General features: G+C 69.4%; 21 protein-coding genes. 14 read left to right on the top strand and 7 right to left on the bottom strand.

Going from position 1 to position 24,943, the window contains the following annotated elements:
- Window position 1 precedes the first annotated feature (1 nt).
- From ACIN94_RS16300 to ACIN94_RS16275, 6 genes are all read left to right on the top strand, one after another.
- Complete coding sequence (locus ACIN94_RS16300) at window positions 2-547, top strand: MFS transporter (protein ID WP_400705985.1); 546 nt, start codon at window positions 2-4, stop codon at window positions 545-547.
- A gap of 186 nt (window positions 548-733) precedes the next feature.
- Window positions 734-1,294, top strand: a complete 561-nt coding sequence (locus tag ACIN94_RS16295) for a copper chaperone PCu(A)C (RefSeq protein ID WP_400705982.1) — start codon at window positions 734-736, stop codon at window positions 1,292-1,294.
- Entirely contained in the window at window positions 1,294-2,502 is a 1,209-nt protein-coding gene (locus ACIN94_RS16290; protein WP_400705979.1) for a Dyp-type peroxidase, read from the top strand. The genes ACIN94_RS16295 and ACIN94_RS16290 overlap by 1 nt, the downstream gene beginning before the upstream one ends.
- A gap of 409 nt (window positions 2,503-2,911) precedes the next feature.
- Entirely contained in the window at window positions 2,912-3,094 is a 183-nt protein-coding gene (locus ACIN94_RS16285; RefSeq protein WP_400705976.1) for a hypothetical protein, read from the top strand.
- Window positions 3,095-3,155: 61 nt separating this feature from the next.
- Complete coding sequence (locus tag ACIN94_RS16280) at window positions 3,156-3,368, top strand: cytochrome P450 (RefSeq protein WP_400705973.1); 213 nt, start codon at window positions 3,156-3,158, stop codon at window positions 3,366-3,368.
- Between the two features lie 78 nt (window positions 3,369-3,446).
- Window positions 3,447-4,865: a PepSY-associated TM helix domain-containing protein gene (locus ACIN94_RS16275; protein WP_400705970.1), complete on the top strand. Its 1,419-nt coding sequence runs from the start codon at window positions 3,447-3,449 to the stop codon at window positions 4,863-4,865.
- A gap of 640 nt (window positions 4,866-5,505) precedes the next feature.
- Here the strand turns inward: ACIN94_RS16275 and ACIN94_RS16270 are convergent.
- Both ACIN94_RS16270 and ACIN94_RS16265 read right to left on the bottom strand, forming a co-directional pair.
- Window positions 5,506-5,739, bottom strand: a complete 234-nt coding sequence (locus ACIN94_RS16270) for a DUF397 domain-containing protein (protein ID WP_400705967.1) — start codon at window positions 5,737-5,739, stop codon at window positions 5,506-5,508.
- 29 nt (window positions 5,740-5,768) lie between these two features.
- Window positions 5,769-6,629 (bottom strand): helix-turn-helix domain-containing protein, encoded by an 861-nt coding sequence (locus tag ACIN94_RS16265; RefSeq protein ID WP_400705964.1) that lies wholly within the window; start codon window positions 6,627-6,629, stop codon window positions 5,769-5,771.
- Window positions 6,630-6,879: 250 nt separating this feature from the next.
- On the opposite strand from ACIN94_RS16265, the gene ACIN94_RS16260 reads away from it, so the two are divergent.
- Both ACIN94_RS16260 and ACIN94_RS16255 read left to right on the top strand, forming a co-directional pair.
- Window positions 6,880-7,170 carry a hypothetical protein gene (locus ACIN94_RS16260; RefSeq protein ID WP_400705961.1) on the top strand — a complete coding sequence of 97 codons (291 nt, stop codon included), beginning with the start codon at window positions 6,880-6,882 and terminating at the stop codon, window positions 7,168-7,170.
- The gene (locus ACIN94_RS16255) at window positions 7,167-7,655 is read left to right on the top strand and encodes an ATP-binding protein (protein WP_400705958.1); all 489 of its coding nucleotides are present in this window, start codon (window positions 7,167-7,169) and stop codon (window positions 7,653-7,655) included. The genes ACIN94_RS16260 and ACIN94_RS16255 overlap by 4 nt, the downstream gene beginning before the upstream one ends.
- A gap of 284 nt (window positions 7,656-7,939) precedes the next feature.
- On the opposite strand, the gene ACIN94_RS16250 is transcribed toward ACIN94_RS16255, so the two are convergent.
- The 3 genes from ACIN94_RS16250 to ACIN94_RS16240 all read right to left on the bottom strand — a co-directional run bounded on the left by ACIN94_RS16250 (window position 7,940) and on the right by ACIN94_RS16240 (window position 11,465).
- Window positions 7,940-8,407 carry a calmodulin-binding protein gene (locus ACIN94_RS16250; RefSeq protein ID WP_400705955.1) on the bottom strand — a complete coding sequence of 156 codons (468 nt, stop codon included), beginning with the start codon at window positions 8,405-8,407 and terminating at the stop codon, window positions 7,940-7,942.
- Window positions 8,408-8,838: 431 nt separating this feature from the next.
- Complete coding sequence (locus ACIN94_RS16245) at window positions 8,839-9,819, bottom strand: Gfo/Idh/MocA family protein (protein ID WP_400705952.1); 981 nt, start codon at window positions 9,817-9,819, stop codon at window positions 8,839-8,841.
- 62 nt (window positions 9,820-9,881) lie between these two features.
- On the bottom strand, window positions 9,882-11,465 hold the full coding sequence (locus ACIN94_RS16240) for a peptide chain release factor 3 (RefSeq protein ID WP_400705949.1): 1,584 nt from the start codon (window positions 11,463-11,465) through the stop codon (window positions 9,882-9,884).
- Window positions 11,466-11,694: 229 nt separating this feature from the next.
- Between ACIN94_RS16240 and ACIN94_RS16235 the strand changes: the two genes are divergently transcribed.
- From ACIN94_RS16235 to ACIN94_RS16220, 4 genes are all read left to right on the top strand, one after another.
- Window positions 11,695-12,456 carry a PP2C family protein-serine/threonine phosphatase gene (locus ACIN94_RS16235; protein WP_400705946.1) on the top strand — a complete coding sequence of 254 codons (762 nt, stop codon included), beginning with the start codon at window positions 11,695-11,697 and terminating at the stop codon, window positions 12,454-12,456.
- 532 nt (window positions 12,457-12,988) lie between these two features.
- Window positions 12,989-13,522, top strand: a complete 534-nt coding sequence (locus ACIN94_RS16230; RefSeq protein WP_400705943.1) for a hypothetical protein — start codon at window positions 12,989-12,991, stop codon at window positions 13,520-13,522.
- A gap of 12 nt (window positions 13,523-13,534) precedes the next feature.
- Window positions 13,535-15,577, top strand: coding sequence for an SPFH domain-containing protein (locus ACIN94_RS16225; RefSeq protein WP_400705940.1), 2,043 nt, complete (start codon window positions 13,535-13,537; stop codon window positions 15,575-15,577).
- 8 nt (window positions 15,578-15,585) lie between these two features.
- Window positions 15,586-20,637: a DNA repair ATPase gene (locus tag ACIN94_RS16220; RefSeq protein WP_400705937.1), complete on the top strand. Its 5,052-nt coding sequence runs from the start codon at window positions 15,586-15,588 to the stop codon at window positions 20,635-20,637.
- 67 nt (window positions 20,638-20,704) lie between these two features.
- On the opposite strand, the gene ACIN94_RS16215 is transcribed toward ACIN94_RS16220, so the two are convergent.
- Entirely contained in the window at window positions 20,705-21,265 is a 561-nt protein-coding gene (locus ACIN94_RS16215; protein WP_400706633.1) for a helix-turn-helix domain-containing protein, read from the bottom strand.
- A 169-nt stretch (window positions 21,266-21,434) separates the two neighbouring features.
- Here ACIN94_RS16215 and ACIN94_RS16210 point away from each other — a divergent pair, with 169 nt between their 5' ends.
- Window positions 21,435-23,135: a methyltransferase domain-containing protein gene (locus ACIN94_RS16210; protein ID WP_400705934.1), complete on the top strand. Its 1,701-nt coding sequence runs from the start codon at window positions 21,435-21,437 to the stop codon at window positions 23,133-23,135.
- Between the two features lie 143 nt (window positions 23,136-23,278).
- On the top strand, window positions 23,279-24,109 hold the full coding sequence (locus tag ACIN94_RS16205) for a phosphoribosylaminoimidazolesuccinocarboxamide synthase (RefSeq protein ID WP_400705931.1): 831 nt from the start codon (window positions 23,279-23,281) through the stop codon (window positions 24,107-24,109).
- A 36-nt stretch (window positions 24,110-24,145) separates the two neighbouring features.
- On the opposite strand, the gene ACIN94_RS16200 is transcribed toward ACIN94_RS16205, so the two are convergent.
- Entirely contained in the window at window positions 24,146-24,943 is a 798-nt protein-coding gene (locus ACIN94_RS16200) for a PP2C family protein-serine/threonine phosphatase (RefSeq protein ID WP_400705928.1), read from the bottom strand.

The following is a 24,943-nucleotide window of genomic DNA, read 5'->3' as shown; positions in this document are numbered from 1 at the left end:
CATGCCCTTCCGTCTCGCCCGCGCCACCGCCTTCACCGTGGTCTGCTTGGGCTTGAGCATGTTGGCGCATGTCTTCGCCGGAGGCTCGGTCTCCGCACCGAGCACGGCCGGTGCTCTGGCGATCGCATTCGTCGCGGCCTTTGTCCTGTCGAAGCGCGAACGCACGCTGGCGGTGATCCTGCCGTTGCTGGCCGGCCTGCAAGCCGGCCAGCACGTGCTGTTCTCCCTCGCGCACGCCGCGTCCCCCGCCGAGGTCATCGGGCACGTCCACTCCGGGCTGATGCCGGGTCTGGGCATGCTGGTCATGCACGGCTGGGCCGTGGGACTGACCTCACTGTGGCTGGCGCGCGGTGAGGCCGTGCTGTGGGCGCTGCTGCGGCGGCTCGACGCACGACTGTGCCGTGTGCTCATCGTGCACGCGGCTCCGGCATACACCTCGTTTTTCACGCCAAGCACGATCGAGCCGGAAGTTCTCCGCTCTGCCGTGCTGCGCCACACCGTGAGCAGGCGTGGTCCTCCCCGGCTTGTCACCGCCACCTCCAGCTGACCGCCCAGGTCACTCGGAGGCATTACTTCGTTCCCGAGCCCGCATGCGCGGGCCTGCGCCGATGCCGCCATCCGGCTGCTCGGTGGACCGAATCAGCGTGACAATCCCGGCTGTCTGTCCGGCATGGCCACATCGAGGCGGCATTCGGCCGCGGCCTGCAGGCACAGCCAGAAGAAAGGCATCAACGTGTCTCCTCGTCGTATCGCCCCTGCCGGAATCCTGATCGCCGCGGTGACGGCGCTCAGCGGGTGCGGCTCCCAGACCACCACGGCACCGGTCGCTGTCGCGAGCTCCATGGCACCCGCCGTCGCGGCCACTCCCTCCGTCACCGTCCCGCCCCTCGCGATCACCGACCCGTGGGTGAAGACCGTCAAGAAGGGGATGAGCGCCGCCTTCGGCACCCTGGTCAACAACACCGACGCCGATGTGACCGTCGTCTCCGGCTCCTCACCGCTGTCACCGAAGATCGAGCTGCACGGGGTGGCCGACTCCGGCGGAAAGATGGTCATGCGGCCCAAGGAGGGCGGGTTCGTGGTCCCCGCGCGGGGCACGCACCAGCTCCAGCCAGGCGGTGACCACATCATGCTGATGGGCGTCACCGAAGAGGTGAAGCCGGGCGCGCAGATCCCCTTCACCCTCACCCTCAAGGGCGGCCAGACCCTGACGTTCACCGCGGTCGGCAAGGACTTCGCCGGCGGCAACGAGGACTACCAGCACGACATGCACGGAGACAAGGACCACGGCTGATGCGGCAACCCCGACTGACACGGCGGGGCTTGCTCACGGGGGGCGCCGCCGCAGCGGCCGGTGCCCTCGTGGCATATGCCCCCCAGCAGGCCATATCCACGACCACGTCCGAAACCGCTCCCCCGCTCCCCGACGGCTCGGCCACCGAGCCCTTCCACGGCGTCCACCAGGCCGGGATCGCCACGATCCCGCAGGCTCACGCCGTGTTCGTCGGCCTGGACCTGCTACCGGACACCGGCCGCGAAGCCGCCGTACGCATGATGCGCCTGCTCACCGACGACGCCCGCCGCCTGACCGAGGGCCGGGCCGCCCTGGCCGACACCGAACCGGAGCTGGCCACGCTCCCCTCCCGGCTGACCGTCACCTTCGGCTTCGGCCCCGGCCTTTTCAGGGCAGCCGGAGTGGAGGACCAGCGGCCGGAGTCGATAGCGCCCCTTCCGGGGTTCGTGATCGACAAGCTGGAGAAGCGGTGGACCGGTGCGGACCTGCTGCTGCAGATCTGCGCCGACGACGCCGTCACCCTCGCCCACGCCCTGCGTATGACGGTCAAGGACGCCCGCTCCTTCGCCCGGGTGCGCTGGACCCAGCGGGGATTCCGCCGCAGCGCGCACACCATGGCTCCCGGCATGACCCAGCGCAACCTCATGGGCCAGCTCGACGGGACCGTCAACCCTCAACCGGGCACGCCCGACTTCGACCGGGCCATCTGGGTCAACGACGGCCCGCAGTGGCTGCGCGGCGGCACCACCCTGGTGCTGCGGCGCATCCGCATGGGGCTGGAGACGTGGGACGCCGCCGACCGGGTGGCCAAGGAGTTCACGGTTGGCCGCCGCCTGGACACCGGCGCCCCGCTGACCGGGCAGCAGGAGCACGACGAGCCGGACTTCGACAGGCTGAACGCGCTCGGCTTCCCGGTCATCTCCGAATACGCCCACATCCGCCGGGCCCACGTCGCAGACCCGGGCATGCGGATCCTGCGCCGGGTCTACAACTACGACGAAGGACTCACCCCCGAAGGACACGCCGACTCCGGACTGCTGTTCGCCTCCTACCAGGCCGACATCACCCGGCAGTTCATTCCCGTCCAGAAGAGACTGGCCGAGGGCGACCTGCTGAACGAGTGGACGACCCCGATCGGCTCGGCCGTGTTCGCCATCCCGCCGGGCTGCTCCGCCGGCGGATGGATCGGAGAGACTCTCCTCGCCTGACAGAGTTCAAGCCCTTTCACCGCGATATCGCACCCGGCTTCCGTCAACCCTTCGCTGGAACCAGAGCGTCGGACGCGGATGTCCGGCCGTGGAGGCAGCGAAGACCGTTGCGCTCCCATCGCTCGATTCTCTCCCCTGAGGGGCTGCCGGGTGCGATCTACAACCATTGATGCAGATCTGGAACTACCTCTAGTCCTGATACGACTACTGATGTCGTGAGTTTGTGCACCGTAAAGCCCTGAAAGAGGAGGGTGTCCGGCTCTTCGCGGGTCCGACGCCCCCACCAGCGCCACGGCGCCCGACTGCATGACGATGAGGATCTGATCGATGTCAGAAACAGAATTCCCCCGAGAGATCAGGCTCCCCGGCCGACCTGATGTAGTCCTTCGCGCTCCCCATCCCCTCGCTGGTGGTCTGCGAGCTGCTGGGCGTGCCCTACGCCGACCGCGCCGACTTCCTGCGCCTGAGCACCGACCGGTTCGACCTCTCCGCGGGCCCCGAGGTCTCACTCCAGGCGGTCAACGACTTGATGGCCTACCTAACGGAGCTGGTCACCCGCGAACGCAAAGACCGATGGTGCTGTGCTCGCTGACCGGAGCCAACCGCGACCCCGCGCTCGGCCCAGGCATCGACAGCGCCGCCCCGGCCGCGAGGTGGTCTCCCATCTCGCCTTCGGGCACGGCATCCACCGGTGCGTCGGCGCGCCGCTAGCCCAGATGGAGATGCGCATCGCCTCCCCCGCGCTGCTGCGCCACTTCCCCACCCTGCGCCTGGCCGTACCGGCCGAGGAGATCGCCTTCCGGAAGATCTCGATTGTCTACGGCGTCGACTCCCTGTCCATCGCCTGGGATCGGACCCAACCGTGACTTCCGGCTCGTTTGCCCCTGCCTTGGTGATGTGTGCCTGTCGGCTTGCACATCCCTGTAAAACGGAGAAACATCCCGATGACATCCGACCTTGAGACCCAGCCCGCCCGAGTCTCTCCCGATCCCGATGCGTCCGCCTCGTCCAGGCGGTCCGGCTGGGCGGCGATCCGCCCGCTGGTGCTGCGCCTGCACTTCTACGCCGGAATCCTCATCGCGCCGTTCCTGCTGGTGGCCGCGACCACCGGACTGCTGTACGCGACCTCCTTCCAGCTGGAGAGACTGGTCTATGCTCACGAGCTGACCGCGCCGGTCGGGGCGACCACACTGCCGCTGTCCCAGCAGATCACCGCCGCCCGGGCCGCCCACCCCGAAGGAACCATCAGCGCCGTCCGTACGCCGGCCGAGCCCGGCAGGACCACACAGGTCCTGCTCAACGTGCCCGAACTGGAGGAAGGGCTCCGGCTGGCCGTCTTCGTCGACCCCCACACCGGACAGATCCGCGGCGCAGAAGAGAGTTACGGCAGCTCCGGTGCGCTGCCGCTGCGCACCTGGATCTCCAACCTGCACCGCACCCTGCTCCTTGGTGAACCAGGACGCATCTACAGTGAGCTCGCCGCCAGCTGGCTGTGGGTGGTGGCGCTGGGCGGCGTCCTGCTGTGGCTGGGCCGCCGCCGCCCCGTACGCCGGCTGCGCGCGATCATCGCACCGGACCGCACGCTCACCGGGCGGCGGCGCACACTGTCCTGGCACGGATCAGTGGGCCTGTGGGTGGCCGCAGGGTTGCTCTTCCTGTCCGCCACCGGGCTGACCTGGTCGAAGTACGCGGGCGAGAACGTCGACGAGCTGCGCGCGGCGCTCGGCTGGACGACGCCCTCGGTCTCCGCCGCCACCGGCGATCACGCGGACCACGCGGGGCACATGCCCTCCGAATCCGCTGAAGACGCCTCAGTGGACCAGATCGTCCAGGCCGCGGCGGGCAAGGGGCTGTCCGGGCCGCTGGAAATCGTCTGGCCGAGCAAGCCCGCCGACGCCTACGTGGTCAAGGAGATCGACAAGGAGTGGCCGCAGCGGCTGGACCAGGTCGCCGTCGACCCGGCCACCGGCCAGGTCACCGACGAACTGCGTTTCGCCGACTTCCCGCTGGCCGCCAAGCTCACCCGCTGGGGTATCGACGGCCACATGGGCCTGCTGTTCGGCTTGGCCAACCAGATCGTCGTGGGCGCGCTGGCGATCGGGCTCGTCTTCCTCATCGTGTACGGCTACCGCATGTGGTGGCAGCGCCGTCCCACCCAGAAACGCTTCGGCCGTCCCTATCCCCGCGGCACGTGGCGGCAGGTCCCTCGGGCCGTGCTTCCGGCTCTGGCTGCGGTGGCCGTGGCGGTCGGGCTGTTCCTGCCGCTCCTCGGGATCTCCCTGGCCGCATTCCTCGTCGTCGACGTGCTGCTCGGACTACTCAGGGGAAGGCCGTCCAGGGGGTCCGCCGGTGCTTCCACGTGAGGTGATCTCACGTGGAAGCACCGACAGGTCCGCCCTGTCGCTCTCTCCGTACGTGACCAGACTCTGTCTGCATCATGGAGGCCCGGCCGGGACAGCGGCCTATGCATGATCAAACGGATCTCACCGGCCTGCTCATGTAGCAGGATCGACCGCCGCCCTCTTCGCAGGTACAGGCCGAGGGCGACGGTCGCGGCCGAGTGCGTCGCGAGCCATGCCGAGCCATCGTTCCTCGTGCCGAGGACGGCGTCATGAAGGACAAGGCCAAGGCCGTGACGGCATTGGGAAGCCACCCCCAGCTCACGAGGGGTGGAGTCGTCCTGGGCCCCTAGAGGCGGCGGCGTTGTCGGAGATTCCCAGCAGATCAGCGAGCAGTTTCCAGTGGACCTGGTCGACCATCGAAAGCAACGCACCGTTGCGGACCAGTCGGCGGATCAGCTTCCCGCCAGTGCCCTTGAGATAGGCGATCAGGGTGTAGGCGCTGCCGTAGTGCTGTTCGAGCTGCTCGGCGAGCGCTCCCAGCCATCTCTGTCAGACTCTGAGGCCTCCGGTGTCCTGCCGGGAGCTCAGATAAGCCGAACAGAGGGCCGTCGCCGCTGGGAGCGCAACCTCGCCCCCTACCGCCATCCGCCAGGTAAGGCGATTATCCAAGGCTGTCGAAATCGCCGGCTTTGATGCCGTCGACGAAGACCGCCCACCCGTCAGGGCTGAATCGGAGCCGGGGGCCGTCGGGGTTCTTGGAGTCGCGGACCAGAAACAGGCTGGTACCTGCCTCGCGATCTGAGGTGCTGGAACCATCGACCACGGCGACCTGTACACAGTCAGCACCGTTGGCGCTCAAGCTGCTGGTCCGCCACACGGCTTGCTCGGAGGGCATCCCGCGGCTCCCTTCCAACAGATCGATGATCAAAGCTGGTCGGCCATCGTCGCCAGGAAAGAGAGGGATTCATCGATCCCGTAGGCAATCGTGCGAAGATGATCTAATACGAGTGTATAGCGGTGTACGTCATTTTCGTCCTCTACCCAGAGGTTACTGGTCATGGTCTCGATGTAGACCACGTCCTCGTCGTAGCGGGCAGGGAAACTGAGGATGGAGAAGGTTCCCGCCATCGCGGGGTGAGCGCCGGAAGTGAAGGGGATGATCTGGACGGTCACGTTGGGGAGCTGGGCCAGGTCCATCAGATGGCGGCACTGAGCGCGCATGTCCTCCGAAGAGCCGATCCTGTTCCGCAAGGCCGCCTCGCTCATGATGACCGAGTAATCGAGAGGGCCGACCTCCCTCCTGAGGAGCCTTTGCCGGGTCTTGCGTGCTTCCACCCGACGCTCGGTCTCACCTCGGGGTGCAAGATCCATCAGACCGGAGCGGATGACGGACCGCGCGTACTCGTCCGTTTGGAGCATTCCCGGAACGATCTGAGCTGAGAACCCCCGGATCGCCGCAGCTTCAGCTTCCAAGGCGATGTAAGTGGCGAGTTCAGTGGGAAACGTGTCGCCGTAAGCGTCCCACCACCCTTTGAACCGGGCGTTCTTCGCCAGGTCCACGAGGTCCTGCCGTCTGTCTTCGGGGAGTGCGTAGAGGTCGAGAAGTGCCTGGAGATCCTTCGGCTGCACCCGCCTTGTGGCTGTCTCATAACGGCTGAGTTTGGAAGGGTTCCACCCCAGTGACCTGGCCGCTTGATCGCCCGTCAGGCCGGCGATTTCCCGTAGGCGGCGCAGTTCGGTCGCCAGCCTTCGAGTTCGGATGGTAGCTGGTTGCTCGGCGCCCACGCTGGCTCTCCCCTGAGTCGAGATCGCAAGTCTGCCGTCACCCTGCGAGGTTGGGCAAGCTCCCATCGTCATATTGGCAATATTGACATTCGTATTGCCGGACAGCCCGGGTTGCGCCCATCATGTCGGTACACCACGTGTGAACAGTTGGAAACCAAGAGTCACATGCCTGTGACCTCGAAAAGCCGCGCGGCTGACGTTCACCCCGTGGGACCACCCGTCGTATGCCAGCAAACTCGGGAGCCGAGCTATGGACGTGCGCAACCCGCCACAAGAGCAGTTCATTTATCTGGTACGGCTGGGCTGGGACCTCAGAGTCCTCGGCGTCGGCACCTCACTGGTGCTGCCCACCAGCGGACCACCGGTTCTGGAGGTTCTGTCCGCAGGCGACCGGCGTATCCGCATCACCGCCGCCCGCCACGCCCGTGGCTGGGTCTTCGTCTGGAGGCCCTGGTGGGCGCGGCTCTGGCGCCCCGGCCAATGCATCTGCGCCGAAGCCGACAACGTCGCCGACGTCATCGTCTCGGCAGCGATCGCATGAAGACCCCAGGACAGACGGCCGTTTGCCGTTATGAACGTCACCAGGCCATCTCCACCCACTGGGCCACCCTGCACCTGCTCGGCCACGCCGAGTTTTCCGCCGCCCCCACCGCCGTCGCCACCGCCCGCCAGTGGACCCGCGACCTCCTGACAGGCAGAACCAGCGACCTCACCCTCGACGACGTAGCGCTCCTCCTCAGCGAGGTCATGACCAACGCCGTCCTCCATTCCGACTCCGGCCGGACCCCCAACGGCTCAGTCATGATCTGTATCGGCACCGACGCCACCACCGTCCACATCGAGGTCATCGACGACGGCTCGGCCACCAGCCTGCCCTTCATCCGCGCCGGCGACCTCGACAGCGACGGCGGACGCGGCCTGCTCCTGGTCGACCTCCTCGCCACCGCCTGGGGCACCCACCAACACGACCATGCCGGCAACGCCGTCTGGTTCCACCTCCCCCACACCCCAACCCCACGTAACTGACCACGACGACCACCGGCCGACAGGCATCCCCCCGACAAGGCTGTCACCTGCCGTCAGTCCCGCCCAGCCCTACCCCTCGGCCCTTCTCGGCCCTGCAATGGCCGGAAAGGCACGTGCCGGCGGGGTGGTGGTCGTGATGTGAGGGCCAGAGAATCTGGCACCACCGTGGCGGACGCGGAACCTTCATGCACAAGACCAGGAGAGCGCCGTCGGCCCGTAGTCTGGTCCGCTCCACCGGCCGCGACCGGCCTCGCGTGCGCGAGGCCGGTCCGCCGCGCGGTGCCTCACGGCGCCGGGATCTCCCGCGTCAGTCGCGAGGACCAGGGGCACCAGAAGTTGCCGGGCAGGAACGCGCCACCCGCCTCGTCGAGGTGGTCCTCGACGTACATCGTCGACGCGTCGCACACCTCGATGGCGAAGGCGAAGAACGAGATCGTCGCCGGGTCGTAGGAGAAGCTCCAGCCGGGGTTGTACGGGGCGGGGCGCTTGACGATTCTCCCCATGACATGGACCGCGTTCGTCTCCTTACCGCTCAGGATGTCCCTGGCATTCCGGATCATGACGGGGTCGGTGAGTTTGATGACGAACTCCTTGGAGTTCGGCGGGGCGGCGAACTCGAAGTAGGCGTCCTCGGCCGCGGCACGCGAGGTCGCCCCGCCGGCCTGCTCTCCCACGGCGGGTGGGGCCACGGTAAGAAGGGCGAGCAGTGCCGCCGCCGCAGGAATGCCTACTCTGGTTCTGATACGTCGCATGGGCACCTCCGGTGCCTGTCGGGCCGCGTCCACGGCCGTTCGCAACGCACTGCAACAACGTCATAACGAAAAGTAGTGATAATAAGGCGCCCCGCCATGCGCTCCTTTCGTCGGTGAGGCTTCAGCTACGGCGATCAACCTGAACGGCCTCGAACGGATTGCTTCAGCGTCAGTGAGCCCGCTGGGCGGCCCGGAAGCGAGCGGCTACGGCGTGCGGGCCGTACGGCGAGGCAGGCGTGGCGCGGAGGTGGGTGGGTGTTCCGGCCGGCGTATCAAAGGACCGCGACCGTCGCGCCCGCCAGGCCGGAGGCCTGAAACACCGGGCCGCAACTGAGACGGCCGGCCGGAACACCCGCCCACCGCAGCGCGAACACCGGCAAACCAGCACACCCACCGCAGCGCGCACGGCGAAAACCCCGCACCACACAGACTCACTCGCCGGGGAAGCGCACCCCCACCTGCGCACGGACCTCGTCCAGCAGACCCATCACGTCAAGAGTCGCCTGCCAGGGCACGAGCGGGCTCTCCAGCAGGCCCTCGCACAGACAGCGCATGGCCTCGGCGGCCTCGTGCAGCATGCCGGCCCCCTCGTAGGGGACGTGGAAGGTCTCCGGCTCGGCGTCCGTGCGGTGCAGGGTGAAGGTGTCGGGCCGGAAGAACGGGCCCGGCAGCTCGATCCGGCCGAGCGGGCCGGAGATCCAGGCGGTGACCGGGCCGCTGGTGGTGATGCCGCAGGAGAGCATGGCGACCGCGCCGCTGTCGTAGCCGAACAGCATGCCGGTGTTCTCGTCCACGCCCTCGGGGGTCAGCCGGGCCCAGGACTGCACCTTGGCGGGGTCGCCGAGCATGAGGTGGGCGAAGGAGACAGGGTAGACGCCCAGGTCGAGCAGGGCGCCGCCGCCCAGCGCGGGGTCGCGGAGCCGGTGCTCGGGACCGACGTCGGCGGAGATCCCGAAGTCGGCGTGGACGGTGGTGACCGGGCCGATCGCTCCCCCCTCGACCAGCTCCACGATCTTTCGGACGGCCGGGATGCAGCGGGTCCACATGGCCTCCATGAGGAACAGCCCGCGCTCCCGCGCGACGTCCACCAGCTTGGCGGCCTGGATCCGGTTGAGCGTGAAGGCCTTCTCGCACAGTACGGCCTTGCCCGCGGTCAGGCAGGCCAGCACGGCGTCGTAGTGGGCGTTCTGCGTGTTGGCGACGTAGATGATGTCCACGCCGGGATCGGCGGCCAGCTCGGCCCAGCTCCCGTGGGCGCGGGGGATGCCGTGCCGGTCGGCGAACGTCCGGGCGGACTCGACGGACCTGGATCCGACCGCGACCACTTCGGCGTCCGGCAGGAGCTTCAGGTCTTCGGTGAACGTGGCGGCGATCCCACCGGTCGCGAGAATTCCCCATTTGATCATACTCATAGGGACATATCTCACCATGTACGGCCTGCGCTGGGCAGCCCCGCGCAGGCCGTATCAGACGATCAGCCGCGGGTATCGGCGAGCAGTGCCTTGAGCATCAGGTCAGGGTGGTCGCGCAGCACGCCGCGCATCCGCCACTCGTCGGTGAACAGCGCCAGCAGCTCCCCGTCGAGCGCGCGGGTGAAGACCTCCACCCCGCGCTGGCGGGCCAGGATCGGCGCGGACTCGGCATCGGTGATCCGGGCCAGGCTGAAGTCGAGCCGGTCCATCGCGATCTCGGTGTTGAACTCGCCGGCCAGCCGGTGCTTGACCACGTCGAACTGCATCGGGCCGACCGCCGCGAGCACCGGCGACTGGTCGCCTCGGATGTCGGAGCGGAGGACCTGGACGACGCCCTCGGCCTCCATCTGGTCGATGCCCTTGCGGAACTGCTTGGCCCGGCTGGAGTCGCGGCAGCGGGCCGTCCAGAAGTGCTCAGGTGCGAAGCTCGGGATCCTCGGAAACTCGACCCCGGGGCCGTCGTAGAGGGTGTCGCCGGGGCGCAGGGCCGTGGCGTTCACCAGGCCGACCACGTCTCCGGGGAAGGCCTCCTCGATCGTGGCGCGTTCCTGGCCGAAGACCGACTGGGCGTACTTGGTGGCGAAAGGACGCCCGGTCGCCGCGTGGGTCAGCACCATGCCCCGTTCGAACCGGCCCGAGCAGACCCGGACGAAGGCGATCCGGTCACGGTGCGAGGGGTCCATGTTGGCCTGCACCTTGAAGACCAGGCCGGAGAACGGCTTATCCATCGGGCGCGGGTCGTCCTTGACATCGGGACGGGGCGCCGGCGGGGGCGCGATGTCGACCATGGCGTCCAGCAGGCGGCCGACGCCGAAGTTGTTCAGGGCGGCGCCGAACAGCACCGGGGTGGACTCGTGCGCCTCGAACGCCTTCTGGTCGTGGTCGGAGCCGATCGCCGAGAGCAGGTCGACCTCGTCCCTGGCCCGCTCCCAGTCCTCTCCCAGCTCGGCGAGCGCCTGCTCGGGGAGGAGGTCCGTCTCGATGGCCTTGGTGGCCCCGCCGGGGGTGCGGGTGTAGCGGACCGCACGGTCGGCGATCCGGTCCACCACGCCGTGGAAGAAGCCGCCGATGCCGATGGGCCAGGTGATCGGAGTGGGCCGCAGGCCGGTCTTCTCCTGGATCTCGTCCAGCAGCTCCAGCGCCTCGCGGCCAGGCCGGTCCCACTTGTTGACGAACGTGATGACCGGGATCCGCCGGTGCCGGCAGACCTCGAACAGCTTCAGGGTCTGCGGCTCCATGCCCTTTGCCGCGTCGAGTAGCATGACCGCGCAGTCGACTGCGGCCAGCACCCGGTAGGTGTCCTCCGAGAAGTCGGCGTGACCGGGGGTGTCGACCAGGTTGAACATGTGCCCTCGGTATTCGAACCGAAGGGCGGCGGAGGTGATGGAGATGCCACGGGCCTTCTCGATGTCCATCCAGTCGGAGGTCACACCGCGGCGGCCGGCCTTGCCGTGCACCGCGCCGGCCTCGCTGATCGCGGAGGCGTGCAGCGCCAGCGCCTCAGTCATGGTCGACTTACCGGCGTCGGGGTGGCTGATCACCGCGAACGTGCGGCGCCGTGCCGCCTCCTGGAGGATCGCGGTCATTTCCTGGTCTCCTAGCCGTGCGTGAGGTGGGGAGCCCCCCGGCAATCTCCGGGGCGCCGAAACAGCTTACGCGCCGCCACGCCTGTCAACAGATGTGGCAACACTTCCCTGGGCCGCTTGCGTCACCATGGTGTTCAGTGGATCGTGGAACAACTCGGTTCGCCCTAAGCCCGTCCCAACTGCCGGAAAGCGACTCACTCGTGCAACTCGACGTTCCAGTGGTTTGAAGATGATCACGCTCCGCTATGCGGCAGGCTCCGATGTCGGCCGGGTCCGCCAGGGCAATGAGGACGCGGCCTACGCCGGCGCCCGGCTGCTTGCCGTCGCCGACGGGATGGGCGGCCATGTCGGCGGGGAGGTCGCCAGCTCGGCGGCGATCGCCACGGTCGCCGCCCTGGACCATGAGGACTCCGAGGATCTGGTCGCCTCTGCCGAGGCCGGGGTCCGCAAGGCCAACCAGCGCCTGCGTGAGCTGGTCGAGGAGGATCCGAGCCTCACCGGCATGGGCACCACTCTGACCCTGATGCTCTGGGACGGCCCCCGGGTCGCCCTCGCCCACATCGGTGACTCACGTGCCTACCTGCTCCGCAACGGTGACCTCTACCAGATCACCTACGACCATACCCTGGTCCAGACGCTGATGGACGACGGCCGGATCACCGCCGAGGAGGCCGCCCGGCATCCGCACAGGTCGATACTGCTCCAGGTCCTGGACGGCAGCGACACCATCGACCCCGATCTCTCCCTGCGCGACGCCGAGGTCGGCGACCGCTACCTGCTCTGCTCCGACGGGCTGTCCGGGGTGGTCGAGGCCGGCCAGCTCCGTCAGGTGCTCGCCGACGTCGACGACCTCGACGCGGTTACCCGGCGGCTCATCGAGCTTGCCTGCGAGGCGGGTGGCCCCGACAACATCACCTGCGTGGTGGCTGACGTCGTCGAGGGTCCCGGTACGGACACTCCCGTGGTCGTCGGCTCGGCCGTCCCCTCGTAGGCGCGTCCGGAGGTCCCCGGCGCGGCACCGTCCGACGTCCCGGAGCCGTATGGACGGTGGTCCGCCGGCAGGGGGCGGGCCCTCCTTCCCGGCGGGCGGTTGGTGCGGATCCTGGTCGTGGCGCGGGTCAACCGCTATCGTCGGATTCTCCGTACTTCTCGGCGACATCGCTCCGGAAGGGCGCCCCGCATGTACAAGGAATTCGCCATCGAGGCGATCGTGTGGCTCATCCCCGTCGTGATCCTCGTCGGCCTGGCCTACATGGTCACCCGAGCCGCCTGATCCTCTCCCCCACGGCCGAGGACCCGGAGCTCCGCTCCGCCTCCTCGGCCTTCCCGTACGTTCGATAACTTTCTCGATATTCTTCGGGTTTCGGGAACCATCCCCTTTGGTTGATCTTTAGATTTGTATAGTCAGGAACATGCGCTCGGGGAAGCGCCACTGTGCGCACCAACAGGGGATCTCATAGCCAATGGGCCAGTTCGTCGATGCGGTATTAGCTTTCCCGACCGCCCTTTTCACATTCCTCCTTGTGGTGGTCGTCGGTTACTGGCTGTTCGCCATGGTCAGCGGCCTCGGGCTCGACGGCGAGGTCGACGATACGGCGGGGTTCCTCAGCGGCCTCGGGCTGGGCGGAGTGCCGATCTCCGTGGCCGTGTCGCTGATGGTGGTCATCGCGTGGTTCACCAGCCTGACCGGCGGGGTGTTGTTCAGCGGCACTCTCGCGTTGACCGGCGTGCTGGTGGCGGCGCTCGTCTGCGCCTGGGCCGGCACCCGCCTGATCCTGCTGCCCCTGCGCCGTGTCACCCGGAAGGAACAACTCCCCTCCCGCGCCGACTTCGTGGGCCGGACGTGCGTCATCCGTACGGGCCGGGTCGACAGGAGCTTCGGCCAGGCCGAGGTCACCGCCGCGGACGGCTCCTCCGCTCTCGTTCAGGTCCGTCAGACCGGCGACGACGTCTTCGACGCCGGCAGCACCGCCCTGATATTCGCCTATGACTCCGCGGGTGAGTTCTTCTGGGTGATGCCGTACGACGCGGAACTCGACCCCCACCGCCCTATTTAACCGAAGGACCACATGAACGACGTCATCTCCACCGGGCTGGGCATTCTTCTCGCCGTCATCCTTCTCGTCGTCGTCAGTTTACTTATCATGATCAGCCGCCTGTTCAACAAGGTCGAGCAGGGTAAGGCACTGATCATCTCCAAGGTCAACAAGGTGGACGTCACCTTCACCGGGGCGATCGTGCTGCCCGTGTTCCACCGGGCGGAGATCATGGACATCTCGGTGAAGACCATCGAGATCGCACGGACCGGCCGCGAGGGCCTGATCTGCCGGGACAACATCCGGGCCGACATCCGGATCACCTTCTTCGTCCGGGTCAACAAGACCGTCGAGGACGTGGTCAAGGTCGCCCAGGCCATCGGCACCGCGCGGGCCAGCGACAAGGAGACGCTGCAGGAGCTGTTCAACGCCAAGTTCTCCGAGGCGCTCAAGACGGTCGGCAAGCAGCTCGACTTCGTGGACCTCTACACCCAGCGCGACCAGTTCCGCGACCAGATCATCCAGGTCATCGGCACCGACCTGAACGGCTACAGCCTTGAGGACGCGGCCATCGACTACCTGGAGCAGACCTCGCTGCTCTCTCTCGACAAGGACAACATCCTCGACGCGCAGGGCATCAGGAAGATCACCGAGCTGACCGCCATCGAGCACGTGCGGACCAACGAGTTCCAGCGGCACGAGGAGAAGGAGATCACCCGCCAGAACGTGGACGCGCGGGAGGCCATCCTGGAACTGGAGCGCCGCCAGGCCGACGCGGAGATCAAGCAGCGGCGCGAGGTCGAGACCATGCGCGCCCGCGAGGAGGCGGAGATCGCCAAGGTGCAGGCCGAGGAGCGGCTCAAGGCGCAGGCCGCCGGCCTGCACACCGACGAGCAGCTCGGCATCCAGCAGGAGAACCGGGCCCGCGAGATCGCCGTGGCGGCGAAGAACCGCGAGCGGGTCATCGCCATCGAGTCCGAGCGGATCGAGAAGGACCGCATGCTGGAGGTCATCTCCCGCGAGCGCGAGACCGAGCTGTCCCGCATCTCCAAGGACAAGGAGCTCGAAGGCGAGAAGCGCTCCATCGCCGAGGTGATCCGTGAGCGGATCGCGGTGGAGAAGACGGTCGCCGAGGAGGAGGAGAGCATCAAGCGCCTGCGGGTGGTCGAGGAGGCCGAGCGGACCCGCCAGGCCCTGATCATCCAGGCCGAGGCCGAGGCACAGGAGAGCCTGGTCAAGGACATCAAGGCGGCCGAGGCGTCCGAGGCGGCGTCCCGGCACCAGGCGCGCGAGACACTGGTGCTGGCCGAGTCGCGGCAGCAGGCCGCCGAGCTCGACGCCCGCGCCAAGATCCGTCTGGCCGAAGGTGTCCAGGCCGAGACGGCGGCGACCGGCCTGGCCGAGGTGCAGGTGCGCGAGCGGGACGCCGAAGCGATCGAGAAGATCGGCCGCGCCGAGGCCCTGATCGAGCGGGAGAAGGCGCTGGCCGCCGCCGAGGGCGACCAGGCCAAGGCTCTGGCCTCTGCCATGGGGGTGCGGGAGAGGCTCAAGGCCGAGGCCGAGGGCCTGACCGAGAAGGCGGCGGCGATGGCCGCGCTGGACGACGCGAGCCGCGGTCACGAGGAGTACCGCCTGCGGCTGGAGGCGGAGAAGGAGATCCGCCTGGCCGGGGTGAACGTCCAGCTCAAGGTCGCCGAGGCGCAGGCCGAGGTGCTGTCCGCGGGCCTGTCCAAGGCCAACATCGACATCGTCGGCGGCGACAGCGTCTTCCTCGACCGGCTGGTGGGCTCGATCAGCATGGGCAAGATCGTGGACGGCTTCGTGCAGCACTCCGACGTCGCCCAGACGCTGGCCGGGCCGTACCTGGACGGCTCACAGAGCCTGCCCGCCGACCTGACCAGGGTGCTCGGCTCGCTCGACACCGCCGACGTGCGCAACCTCTCCCTCTCCGCGCTGCTGGTCAAACTGATCAACTCGGGCGGAGCCGACGCGGACAGGCTACGTGACCTGCTGGGCGCCACGCGGGAGCCCGGCTCCGCCGAAACCTCGGCCGCCCTCGACTCCGGCAAGCAGTGACGCCGCCCATGACAGAGGTCGTCGATGCTCCCAGTGACCGCTCCGAGCTGGACGCGGGCACCTACGAGGTGCTCCGCGCCCGGCTCGCCGAGCGGGCGGGCGAGCTGGCCCGCCGGGCCGAGACGCTCAACACCCAGCGTCTCGAGGTATTCGGCGGAGCCGAGCTCCGCCTGATCGGTACCGAGCGGATCCGCACCGAGAACAACTGCGTCCCCCGCGACATCGTGGCGCTCGGCGGGACGGCGAGCCCACGCGGGGGGACGGGAGACGGGCACGACCCCCGTCAGGGGCTCATCCTGTTCGGCTACAACGTTTTCATGGGGTTGAAGCCCGAGACGACCGTCGAGGACGTCTTCTCCATGCACACCTTCGTGCGGGGAGCGGCGGGTGCCGGGGGTGGTCTGGACGGCGACGCCTTCCGGTTCGACCCCGCGCCGCTGTTCCGCCATCCGCAGTTCGAGCGGGACTTCGCCGAGCTCTACCGCTACTACCGGGGGACGCGGCTGCTCCAGCTCCGCCGGGTCGAGGGCAAGATGCTGGCCGTCTTCCAGACGGGACCGCAGGACATCCGCGTGCTGCGCTGGCAGGTCGGGGTGGACGGCACACTCACCTACATCGACGACCGGGGCGAGCGTGACCACACGTTCCCGCCCTCGCACGACTTCGAGTGGATCCCCACGACCCGCGACGACCACGTGCTCGGCCGCCACCCGCACATCTCGATCCAGGGCGAGGTGTTCGTCGAGACCGTCGGCGGCGACCTCACCGTCAAGATCGAGAACAACACCGAGACGGGCGAGGGCATCTACCGCGAGCCGGTCGCCGAACCGCTGCAGAGCCTCGCCGACGCCGATGTGTACCACGCCAGGATCGGCCCGCTGATCCTGCTGCGTATCCGGCCCTACAACGAGACCGAATGGCGGCACCTGGTCTTCAACACCAGGACCAAGGGCGTGGTCCGCCTCGACGGCATCGGCCAGGCCTGCCAGCGCCTCCCCGAGGACCAGGGGATCATCTTCCCCGGCGGCTACTACCTGTCCACCGGGGTCAGCAAGACCTTCGACACCGATGTCTCCGGCCTGGAGTTCGAGCGGGTCATCCGCTCGGCCAACGGCGAGGACGTGCTCTACGTCTTCCACGCCCGGGCCGAGGGCCGGTCGCTGCTGCTGCCGTACAACGTGATCCGCAAACAGGTGTCCACACCTCTTTCCTGCCATGGCTACTCGCTGTTCGACGACGGCACGCTGATCGTCTTCAGGGCGACCTCCGGCGAGCCCACCCGGGTCCACCCGATGCAGGTCTGGCAGACGCCGTACACGTCGGACGTCTACGCCGCCGCCCAGCCCGCCGGTACCGGGCCGCTGGAGCGGATCGGTAACGCCGAACTGGTGCGCGGGATCTCCGACTGCCTCTCGGTGGCCCGGATGATCGAGGAGATGGCGCCGTCGATCCCTGTCTTCGAGGCGCTGATCTCGGCCTGCACCCGGGCCTTCGACCACTACCACTGGCTGGGCGAGCACGGGCTGCGAGGACCGCTCGCCGACGTGCGGGCGTCCGCCGAACAGGTGCTGGAGGAGTTCGAGAAGGTCCAGTCGCTCACCGAGCAGGCCGCGACCGCGCTGGAGACCGCCGCCGGTGAGATCACCTCCCTGGTACGGCTGGCACACGCGCAGGCCCCCCGCTCCGCGCAGGAATGGATCACCCATCTCGCCGAGCTGCGGCGGGCCCAGGGACGTCTGGTGACCCTGCGTGAGCTGCGCTACGTGGACACCGGCCGGATCGACGGGCTGCGCGCCGAGCTCGACGCCGAGCTCGGCACCACCGCGCAGCGCGCGGCCGGCTTCCTGCGGGGTGAGGACGCCTTCGCCGGCTACCACGCGGAGGTCGAACGGCTGGTCTCCGACGCCGGGACCATCACGACCGTGGCCGAGGCCGAGCCGATCCGCGAGCGGCTGGCCGGGCAGACGCAGGGCCTGGAGATCGTGGTCGAGGTGGTCGGCACGCTCGACATCGCCGACGCGACCGCGCGGACCGCGATCCTGGAGCGGGTCGGCGAGGTGCTCGGCGGGATCAACCGGGCCCGCGCCACACTGGACGCGCGGCGCGGGGAACTGCTGGCGAGCGAGGGACGGGCGGCGTTCGCGGCCGAGTTCGCACTGCTGGGACAGTCGATCACCGGGGCTCTGGCGATGGCCGACACCCCCGAACGCTGCGACGAGCAGCTCGGCCGGCTGATGCTCCAGATGGAAGGCCTGGAGTCACGCTTCGCCGAGTTCGACGACTTCCTGGCCCAGCTGGCGGCCAAGCGGGAGGACGTCTACGAGGTGTTCTCCGCGCGGCGGCAGGCGCTGCTGGACGAGCGCGCCCGCAGGGCCGACCGGCTGGCCGACTCCGCCACCCGGATCCTGTCCAGCGTGCGCCGCCGTGCGGCCGGGCTCGGATCGCTCGACGAGGTCAACACCTACTTCGGCTCCGACCCGATGGTCGTCAAGCTGCACGGTGTGACCGGGGAGCTGCGCGCGCTGGGCGACCAGGTCCGGGCCGAGGAGCTCGAAGGCCGGATCAAGTCCGCCCGTCAGGAGGCGGGCCGCGCCCTGCGCGACCGGCTCGACCTGTACACCGACGGCGGCGAGACGATCCGCCTGGGCCGGCACCGGTTCGCGGTCAACACCCAGGCCGCCGACCTCACGCTGGTGCCGCACGGAGACCGGCTGGCGTTCGCCGTGACCGGGACCGACTACCGCTCGCCGGTGCGCGACGAGGCGTTCGCCGAGACCCAGCCGTTCTGGAACCAGTCGCTGGTCTCCGAGACGGCCGAGGTCTACCGGGGCGAGCACCTGGCCGCCTCCATCCTGGCCGCCGCCGAGGCCGGCACGCTGAGCGTGGGCGGATCGGCCGTCACGCTCGACGCGCTGCGCGCGGCGGCGGACGGAGGCAGCCTGCTGGAGATCGTCCGCCCGGTGGCGCAGACCCGTTACGACGAGGGTTACGAGCGGGGCGTGCACGACCACGACGCGGCCGCCATCCTCAACGCCCTGCTGCGGCTGCACGCGGGCGCCGGCCTGCTGCGCTATCCCCCCGCGGCGAGGGCGGCGGCCCAGCTCTTCTGGACCTTCGGCGTGGACGAGGCCGCTCGCGGGGCGTGGACCACCCGGGTGGTCTCGCTGGCACGGGCACGCGCCCTGTTCGGCCGGGTCGACGCGGTGGATGAGATCCGCGGCGCGCTCGGCTCCGCCATCACGACCTTCATGGCCGCTCTCAGCGGCACCGCGGACGGCACCCCCGCCGGGAACGGCCGGGCAGCCCGGGCACCCGGCGATGCGGGGCGTCCGGACGGGCGGGACAGCGAGGACGTCTGCACGCTCGCCGGGGAATACCTCTTCGAGGAACTGGCCGGCGAGCCGTCCGGGTTCGTGACGAGCGCGGGGGCACGGTCGCTGCTGGAACGGTTCGACCGGGCGCTGGGGACGGCACGCCAGGAGTTCGACGACGATCTGCGGGCGCTCAAGGACGACCTGGCCGGGCGCCACCGGCTGGCCGAGGCGTGGCTCGGCGCGTTCGAGTCACCGGCCGAGCTGCCGGAGGCGGTGGCCGTACTGCTGTGCGAGGTGACCCGGCACGACTCCTCGGTGCCCCTGACCACCACGGTCGAGGACCTGCTCGGCACGCACCCGCGGATCTCCGGACGCGGGCTCGACCTGCGCCTGGACGAGTTCCTCAGCCGGACCCGGCACTTCCGCGAGCACCTCGTCCCCGCCTACCGCGCCTACCAGAGGCGGCGCAACGACCTGGTCGCCGCGGAACGGACGCGGCTGCGCCTGGAGGAGTACCGGCCGAAGGTGATGAGCGCCTTCGTCCGCAACGAGCTCCTCGACGAGGTCTACCTCCCGCTCATCGGTGACAACCTGGCCAAGCAGATCGGCGCGGCCGGCGACGCCAAGCGGACCGACCAGATGGGCATGCTGCTGCTCATCTCACCGCCCGGCTACGGCAAGACCACCCTCATGGAGTACGTCGCCAGCCGGCTCGGTCTGATGCTGGTGAAGGTCAACGGCCCCGCCCTGGGGCATCTGGTCACCTCGGTGGACCCGGCGCGGGCGCCCGACGCGACGGCCCGCCAGGAGGTCGAGAAGATCTCGTTCGCCCTGGAGATGGGCAACAACGTGCTGCTCTACCTCGACGACATCCAGCACACCTCCCCCGAACTACTGCAGAAGTTCATCTCGCTGTGCGACGGCCAGCGGCAGATGGAGGGTGTCTGGGAGGGCGAGACCCGCACCTACGACCTGCGTGGCAAGCGCTTCGCGGTCTGCATGGCGGGCAATCCGTACACCGAGTCCGGCAGGCGGTTCCGCATCCCCGACATGCTCGCCAACCGTGCCGACGTGTGGAACCTGGGCGAGGTGCTGTCCGGCAAGGAGGAGCTGTTCGCGCTGAGCTACATCGACAACGCGCTCACCTCCAACCCGTTCCTCGCCCCGCTGTCCACGCGGGACCGCGGTGACATCCGTCTCCTGGTACGGCTGGCACAGGGCGACCCCACCGTCCGGGCCGACCGGCTCTCCCACCCGTACTCCGCCGCGGAGCTCGACGAGATGCTCCCGGTCCTGCGGGGGCTGCTCCGCGTCCAGCAGGTGGTACTGGCGGGCAACCGGGCCTACATCGCCTCGGCCGCCCAGTCCGACGCGTCCAGGACCGAACCGCCGTTCCAGCTCCAGGGGTCCTACCGGAACATGAACAAGCTCGCCGCCAGGATCGTCCCGGTCATGAACGACGCCGAACTGGAGGCTCTGATCGACGACCACTACCTCGGCGAGGCCCGGACCCTCACCTCCGGCGCCGAGGCGAACCTGCTCAAGCTGGCCGAGCTGCGGGGGACCATGACGGCCGGGCAGGCCGCCCGGTGGGCCGAGGTGAAGGCGGCCTACCTGCGTGAGAAGGCACTCGGCGGCGCCGAGGACGACCCGGTGACCCGTGCGGTCGGCGCGGTCGGCCTGCTGGCCGACCGGGTGAGCACCGCCATCGAACACGCCGCCGACCGCCTCTCCCCCGAGCCGTGACCATGGCCTCGCCCGGCTGCGGAGTCTCCAAGGGGAGGAGTGGCGGTCATCGGGTGCGGGAGACGGTTCACCTGTTGGAGGGGCGGGCGCGGACGTGCAGGCGTTCGCCCTGGGGTCCGAACAGGCTGAGGACTTCGGCGGGCTCCGGGTAGGGGTTGCTGAACGCGTGCGGGATGTGGGTGTCGAACTCCGCCACCTCTCCGTGTGTCAGGACGATCTCTTTCTCGCCGAGCAACAGGCTCAGTCGCCCGGATAGGACGTAAATCCACTCGTACCCCTCGTGGACCCGCTGTTCCGGCCCGCACGCGGGCCAGCGCGCCGGGATGACCATCTTGTAGGCCTGGAGCCCGCCGGGCCGGCGGGTCAGCGGGATGAACGTCGTGCCGTTGCGGATGATCGGGCGCTGGTGGACGCGCGGGTCGCCGGTCGCCGGCGCGCCGACGAGCTCGTCCAGGGGGAGCTGGTGGACTCGGGCCAGCAGGAGCAGAAGCTCCAGGGTGGGCTTGCGCTGGCCGGACTCCAGGCGGGACAGGGTGCTGACCGAGATCCCGGTGGCCCCGGAGAGCTGCGCCAGGGTCGCGCCGCGCTGCTGGCGCAGGACTCTCAGGCGCGGGCCCACGGCGTCCATGACATCGTCGAGAGCGCCGGCGAGGGCGGGAGCGTCGTCGTTCACCCCACCTATTTGCCATCCTGGCAACACCATTTGTCAAATCTGCCGCCGTGGGCGGATAGTCCAGCGACGAGACGGCCGCCGTGACCCCACTCCGGCCGTACCGACGAGCAGAGGAGAGCACGCGGTGGAGGAGAAGTACGACGTGGTGGTCGTCGGTGGTGGTGCGGCCGGGCTCAGCGGGGCCCTGGCACTGAGCCGGGCGCGCCGCTCGGTGCTGGTGGTCGACGCCGGCGCCCCGCGCAACGCCCCGGCCGGGCATGTGCACAACTACCTGGGCCGCGAGGGCACGCCCCCCGGCGAGTTGCTGGCCGCCGGCCGCGCCGAGGTGACCGGCTACGGCGGTGAGATCGTGACCGGCACCGTCACCTCGGCCCACCCCCTGGACGAGGGGGAGGGTGGCTTTCGCGTGCTGCTCGCCGACGGCCGAACGGTGCGGGCACGGCGGCTGCTGGTGACCACCGGTCTGGTGGACGAGCTGCCCGACGTCCCCGGACTGGCCGAACGGTGGGGGCGCGACGTCCTGCACTGCCCGTACTGCCACGGCTGGGAGGTACGCGACCAGGCGATCGGCATCCTGGCCGACAGCCCGCTGGCCGCGCACCAGGCCCTGCTGTTCCGGCAGTGGAGCGCGCGGGTGACCCTGTTCCTGCACACCGCTTCCAAACCCACCGATGAGGAGTACGAGCAGCTCGTCGCCCGGGGCGTCACGCTCGTGGAGGGCGAGGTCACCGCCGTGGAGACGACCGACGACCGGCTCAGCGGCATCCGGATGCGTTCAGGGCGGCTCGTCCCCTGCCAGGCCGTGGTGGTCGCGCCGCGCTTCACCGCCCGGGCCGACGTGCTCGCCTCCCTCGGGCTGGAGCCGACCCCGCAGCTGGTCGGCGACCACGTCATCGGCAGCCACGTGCCCGCCGATCCCACCGGGGCCACCTCGGTGGCCGGGGTGTGGGTGGCCGGCAACGTCGCGGACCTGCGCGCCCAGGTGATCGTCGCCGCCGCCTCGGCACTGAACACCGCCGCGGCCATCAACACCGACCTCATCGCCGAGGACACCCGCCACGCCGTGGCCGCTCACCGCCGCAGGCCCGAGCCCCTCTCCGGCCATGCCGAGCGGGTGCCCGGCGACCACCACCGTGGCCCTGCCACCGCGACGCCACCGGGTGCCCACCAGCACGCCGACCGCGACGCCCCGACCGAGAGCATGTTCAGCGAGCAGGCATGGGAGCAGCGCTACCGTTCCCGCACCGCGATCTGGAGCGGTCGCCCCAATCCCCAGCTCGTGGCCGAGACCACCGACCTGCCCCCCGGCACGGCGCTCGACGTCGGTTGCGGCGAAGGGGCCGACGCCCTCTGGCTCGCCTCACGCGGCTGGCGGGTCACGGCGGTGGATTTCTCCACTACCGCCCTGCGGCGCGGCGCCGAACAGGCCGACGCCCTCGGCGCCGACGTGGCCGGGCGGATCAGCTGGGTACACGCCGACCTGACCGCCTGGACACCCGATGGAGGCCCTTTCGACCTGGTCTCCGCCCATTTCATGCACCTGCCGGGGATCCAGCGCCAAGCGCTGTTCGCCCGGCTGGCCACCACGGTGGCCCCCGGCGGCACCCTGCTCATCGTCGGCCACCACATCTCGGACCTGGAGACCACGATGCCCCGCACACCGATACCCGACATGTTCTTCACCGCCGAGGAGGTCGCGCACTCCCTCGCCCCCGACCAGTGGGACGTCCTCGTCACCGACACCAGACCGCGCCCCGCCGGCGACCCCGAAGGCCGTGAGGTCACCATCCACGACGCCATCCTGCGAGCCCGCAGGCGCCCGTGACCCACCGCCCCGGTCACCGACCGAGAAACCCGCCCCGCCCCGGACCCGGTGAGGGGCGGCCCGGCTGCCAGGTCGTCGCCGGATGTCGAATACGGTGAACAGGTGTCGGTCAGCGACCGGGTCGAGCGAGAGCAAGGAACGCAGTGAAGCTTCTTCATTCAGGGAAGGTCCGTGACGTCTACGAGGACCGCGGGGACATCATCCTCGTGGCCTCCGACCGCGTGTCGGTCTACGACGTGATCCTGCCCACGCCCATCCCCGACAAGGGGAAGATCCTCACCCAGCTCTCCCTGTGGTGGTTCGAGCAGCTCGCCGACATCGTCCCCAACCACGTCATCTCCGCCACCGACGTGCCCGCCGAGTTCGCGGGCCGCGCCGTACGGTGCCGGAAGCTGAAGATGGTGCAGGTCGAATGCGTCGCGCGCGGCTACCTGACCGGCGGGGGCCTGAAGGAGTACCAGGCGCACGGGACGGTCTCGGGCGTGCCGCTGCCCCCCGGCCTGGTGGACGGCTCCAGGCTCCCCGAGCCGATCTTCACCCCGTCCACCAAGGCGCCGCTCGGGCAGCACGACGAGCCCATCGCCTTCGACGACGTGGTCTCCCTGGAAGGCGTGGGGGTCGCCGAGGAGCTGCGGCGGATCACGCTGGAGATCTACCGGCGGGGATCCGAGCTCGCCGCGGAGCGGGGCGTCATCATCGCCGACACCAAGATCGAGCTGGGCTGGGCCGACGACGGCACGCTCGTGCTCGGCGACGAGGTGCTGACCTCCGACTCCTCGCGGTTCTGGCCCGCCGACCGGTGGGAGCCCGGTCACGCGCAGTTCTCGTTCGACAAGCAGTATGTCCGCGACTGGGCGACCGGCACGGGCTGGGACAAGAAGGAGCCCGCCCCGGAGGTGCCCGCCGAGGTCGTGGAGGTCACCCGGGCCCGCTACATCGAGGCGTACGAGCGCATCACTGGCAAGACCTGGTAAACGCCCTCACTTCCCGCTCTCCGGGGCGGGGCAGCCTCAGGGGGTCAGTTTCCGCTCGACCACGGCGCCTACGAGGAACCGCTCAGCGGAGACGGCGTGGGCCCCGAAGTCGGCCACGATGCAGGTGATGTTGTCGGGACCGCCGCCCCGGTTGGCCAGGTCGATGAGCCACCGGGCGGCCTCGTCGGGGTCGGCGATTTCGGTCAGCGTGTTGAACAGGGTCTCCGGGCCGACCACCCCGGTCAGGCCGTCGGAGCAGAGAAGGTAGCGGTCGTCCGGCTGGGCCTCGCGCAGGGAGAGGTCCAGCTCACCGTCACCGGTGCCCTCAAGGACCCGCAGCACCATGGACCGGCGCGGATGCTCGGCGGCCTGCTCCGGGGTGATGCGGCCCTCGTCCACCAGCGACTGGACCAGAGTGTGGTCATGGGTGATCTGGTAGAGGGCACCGCCGCGCAGCATGTAGGCGCGGGAGTCGCCGACGTGGGCAAGGGCGAAGGCGGCGCCGTCCCACAGCATGGCGGTCAGGGTGGTGCCCATCCCGCGTAACGCGGGGTCCTGCTCACTCATGTCGTGCAGCGTGTGGTTGACGTCCCTCGCCGCGCCTTTCAGGGCGGCGACCAGGTCGACACCGCTGGCCGGAAGGCTGTCGTCCAGGGCCGCCATGGCGGTGGCGGCAAGCGAGCTGGCGACCTCTCCACCCGCGTGACCACCCATGCCGTCGGCTATGGCGAGCAGACGCGCGCTCGCGTAGCCCGAGTCCTCGTTCGCCTCGCGGCGGACGCCTACGTCGGAGCGGGCCGCGTAGCGCAGTGCCAATCCTTCGTTCAGTGCCAT

It is taken from the genome of Streptosporangium sp. NPDC087985, assembly GCF_044741965.1.
Classification (GTDB): Bacteria; Actinomycetota; Actinomycetes; order Streptosporangiales; family Streptosporangiaceae; genus Streptosporangium.
The sequence above is the reverse complement of the archived record's forward strand: the minus strand, read 5'-3'. Positions and strand labels throughout refer to the sequence as shown.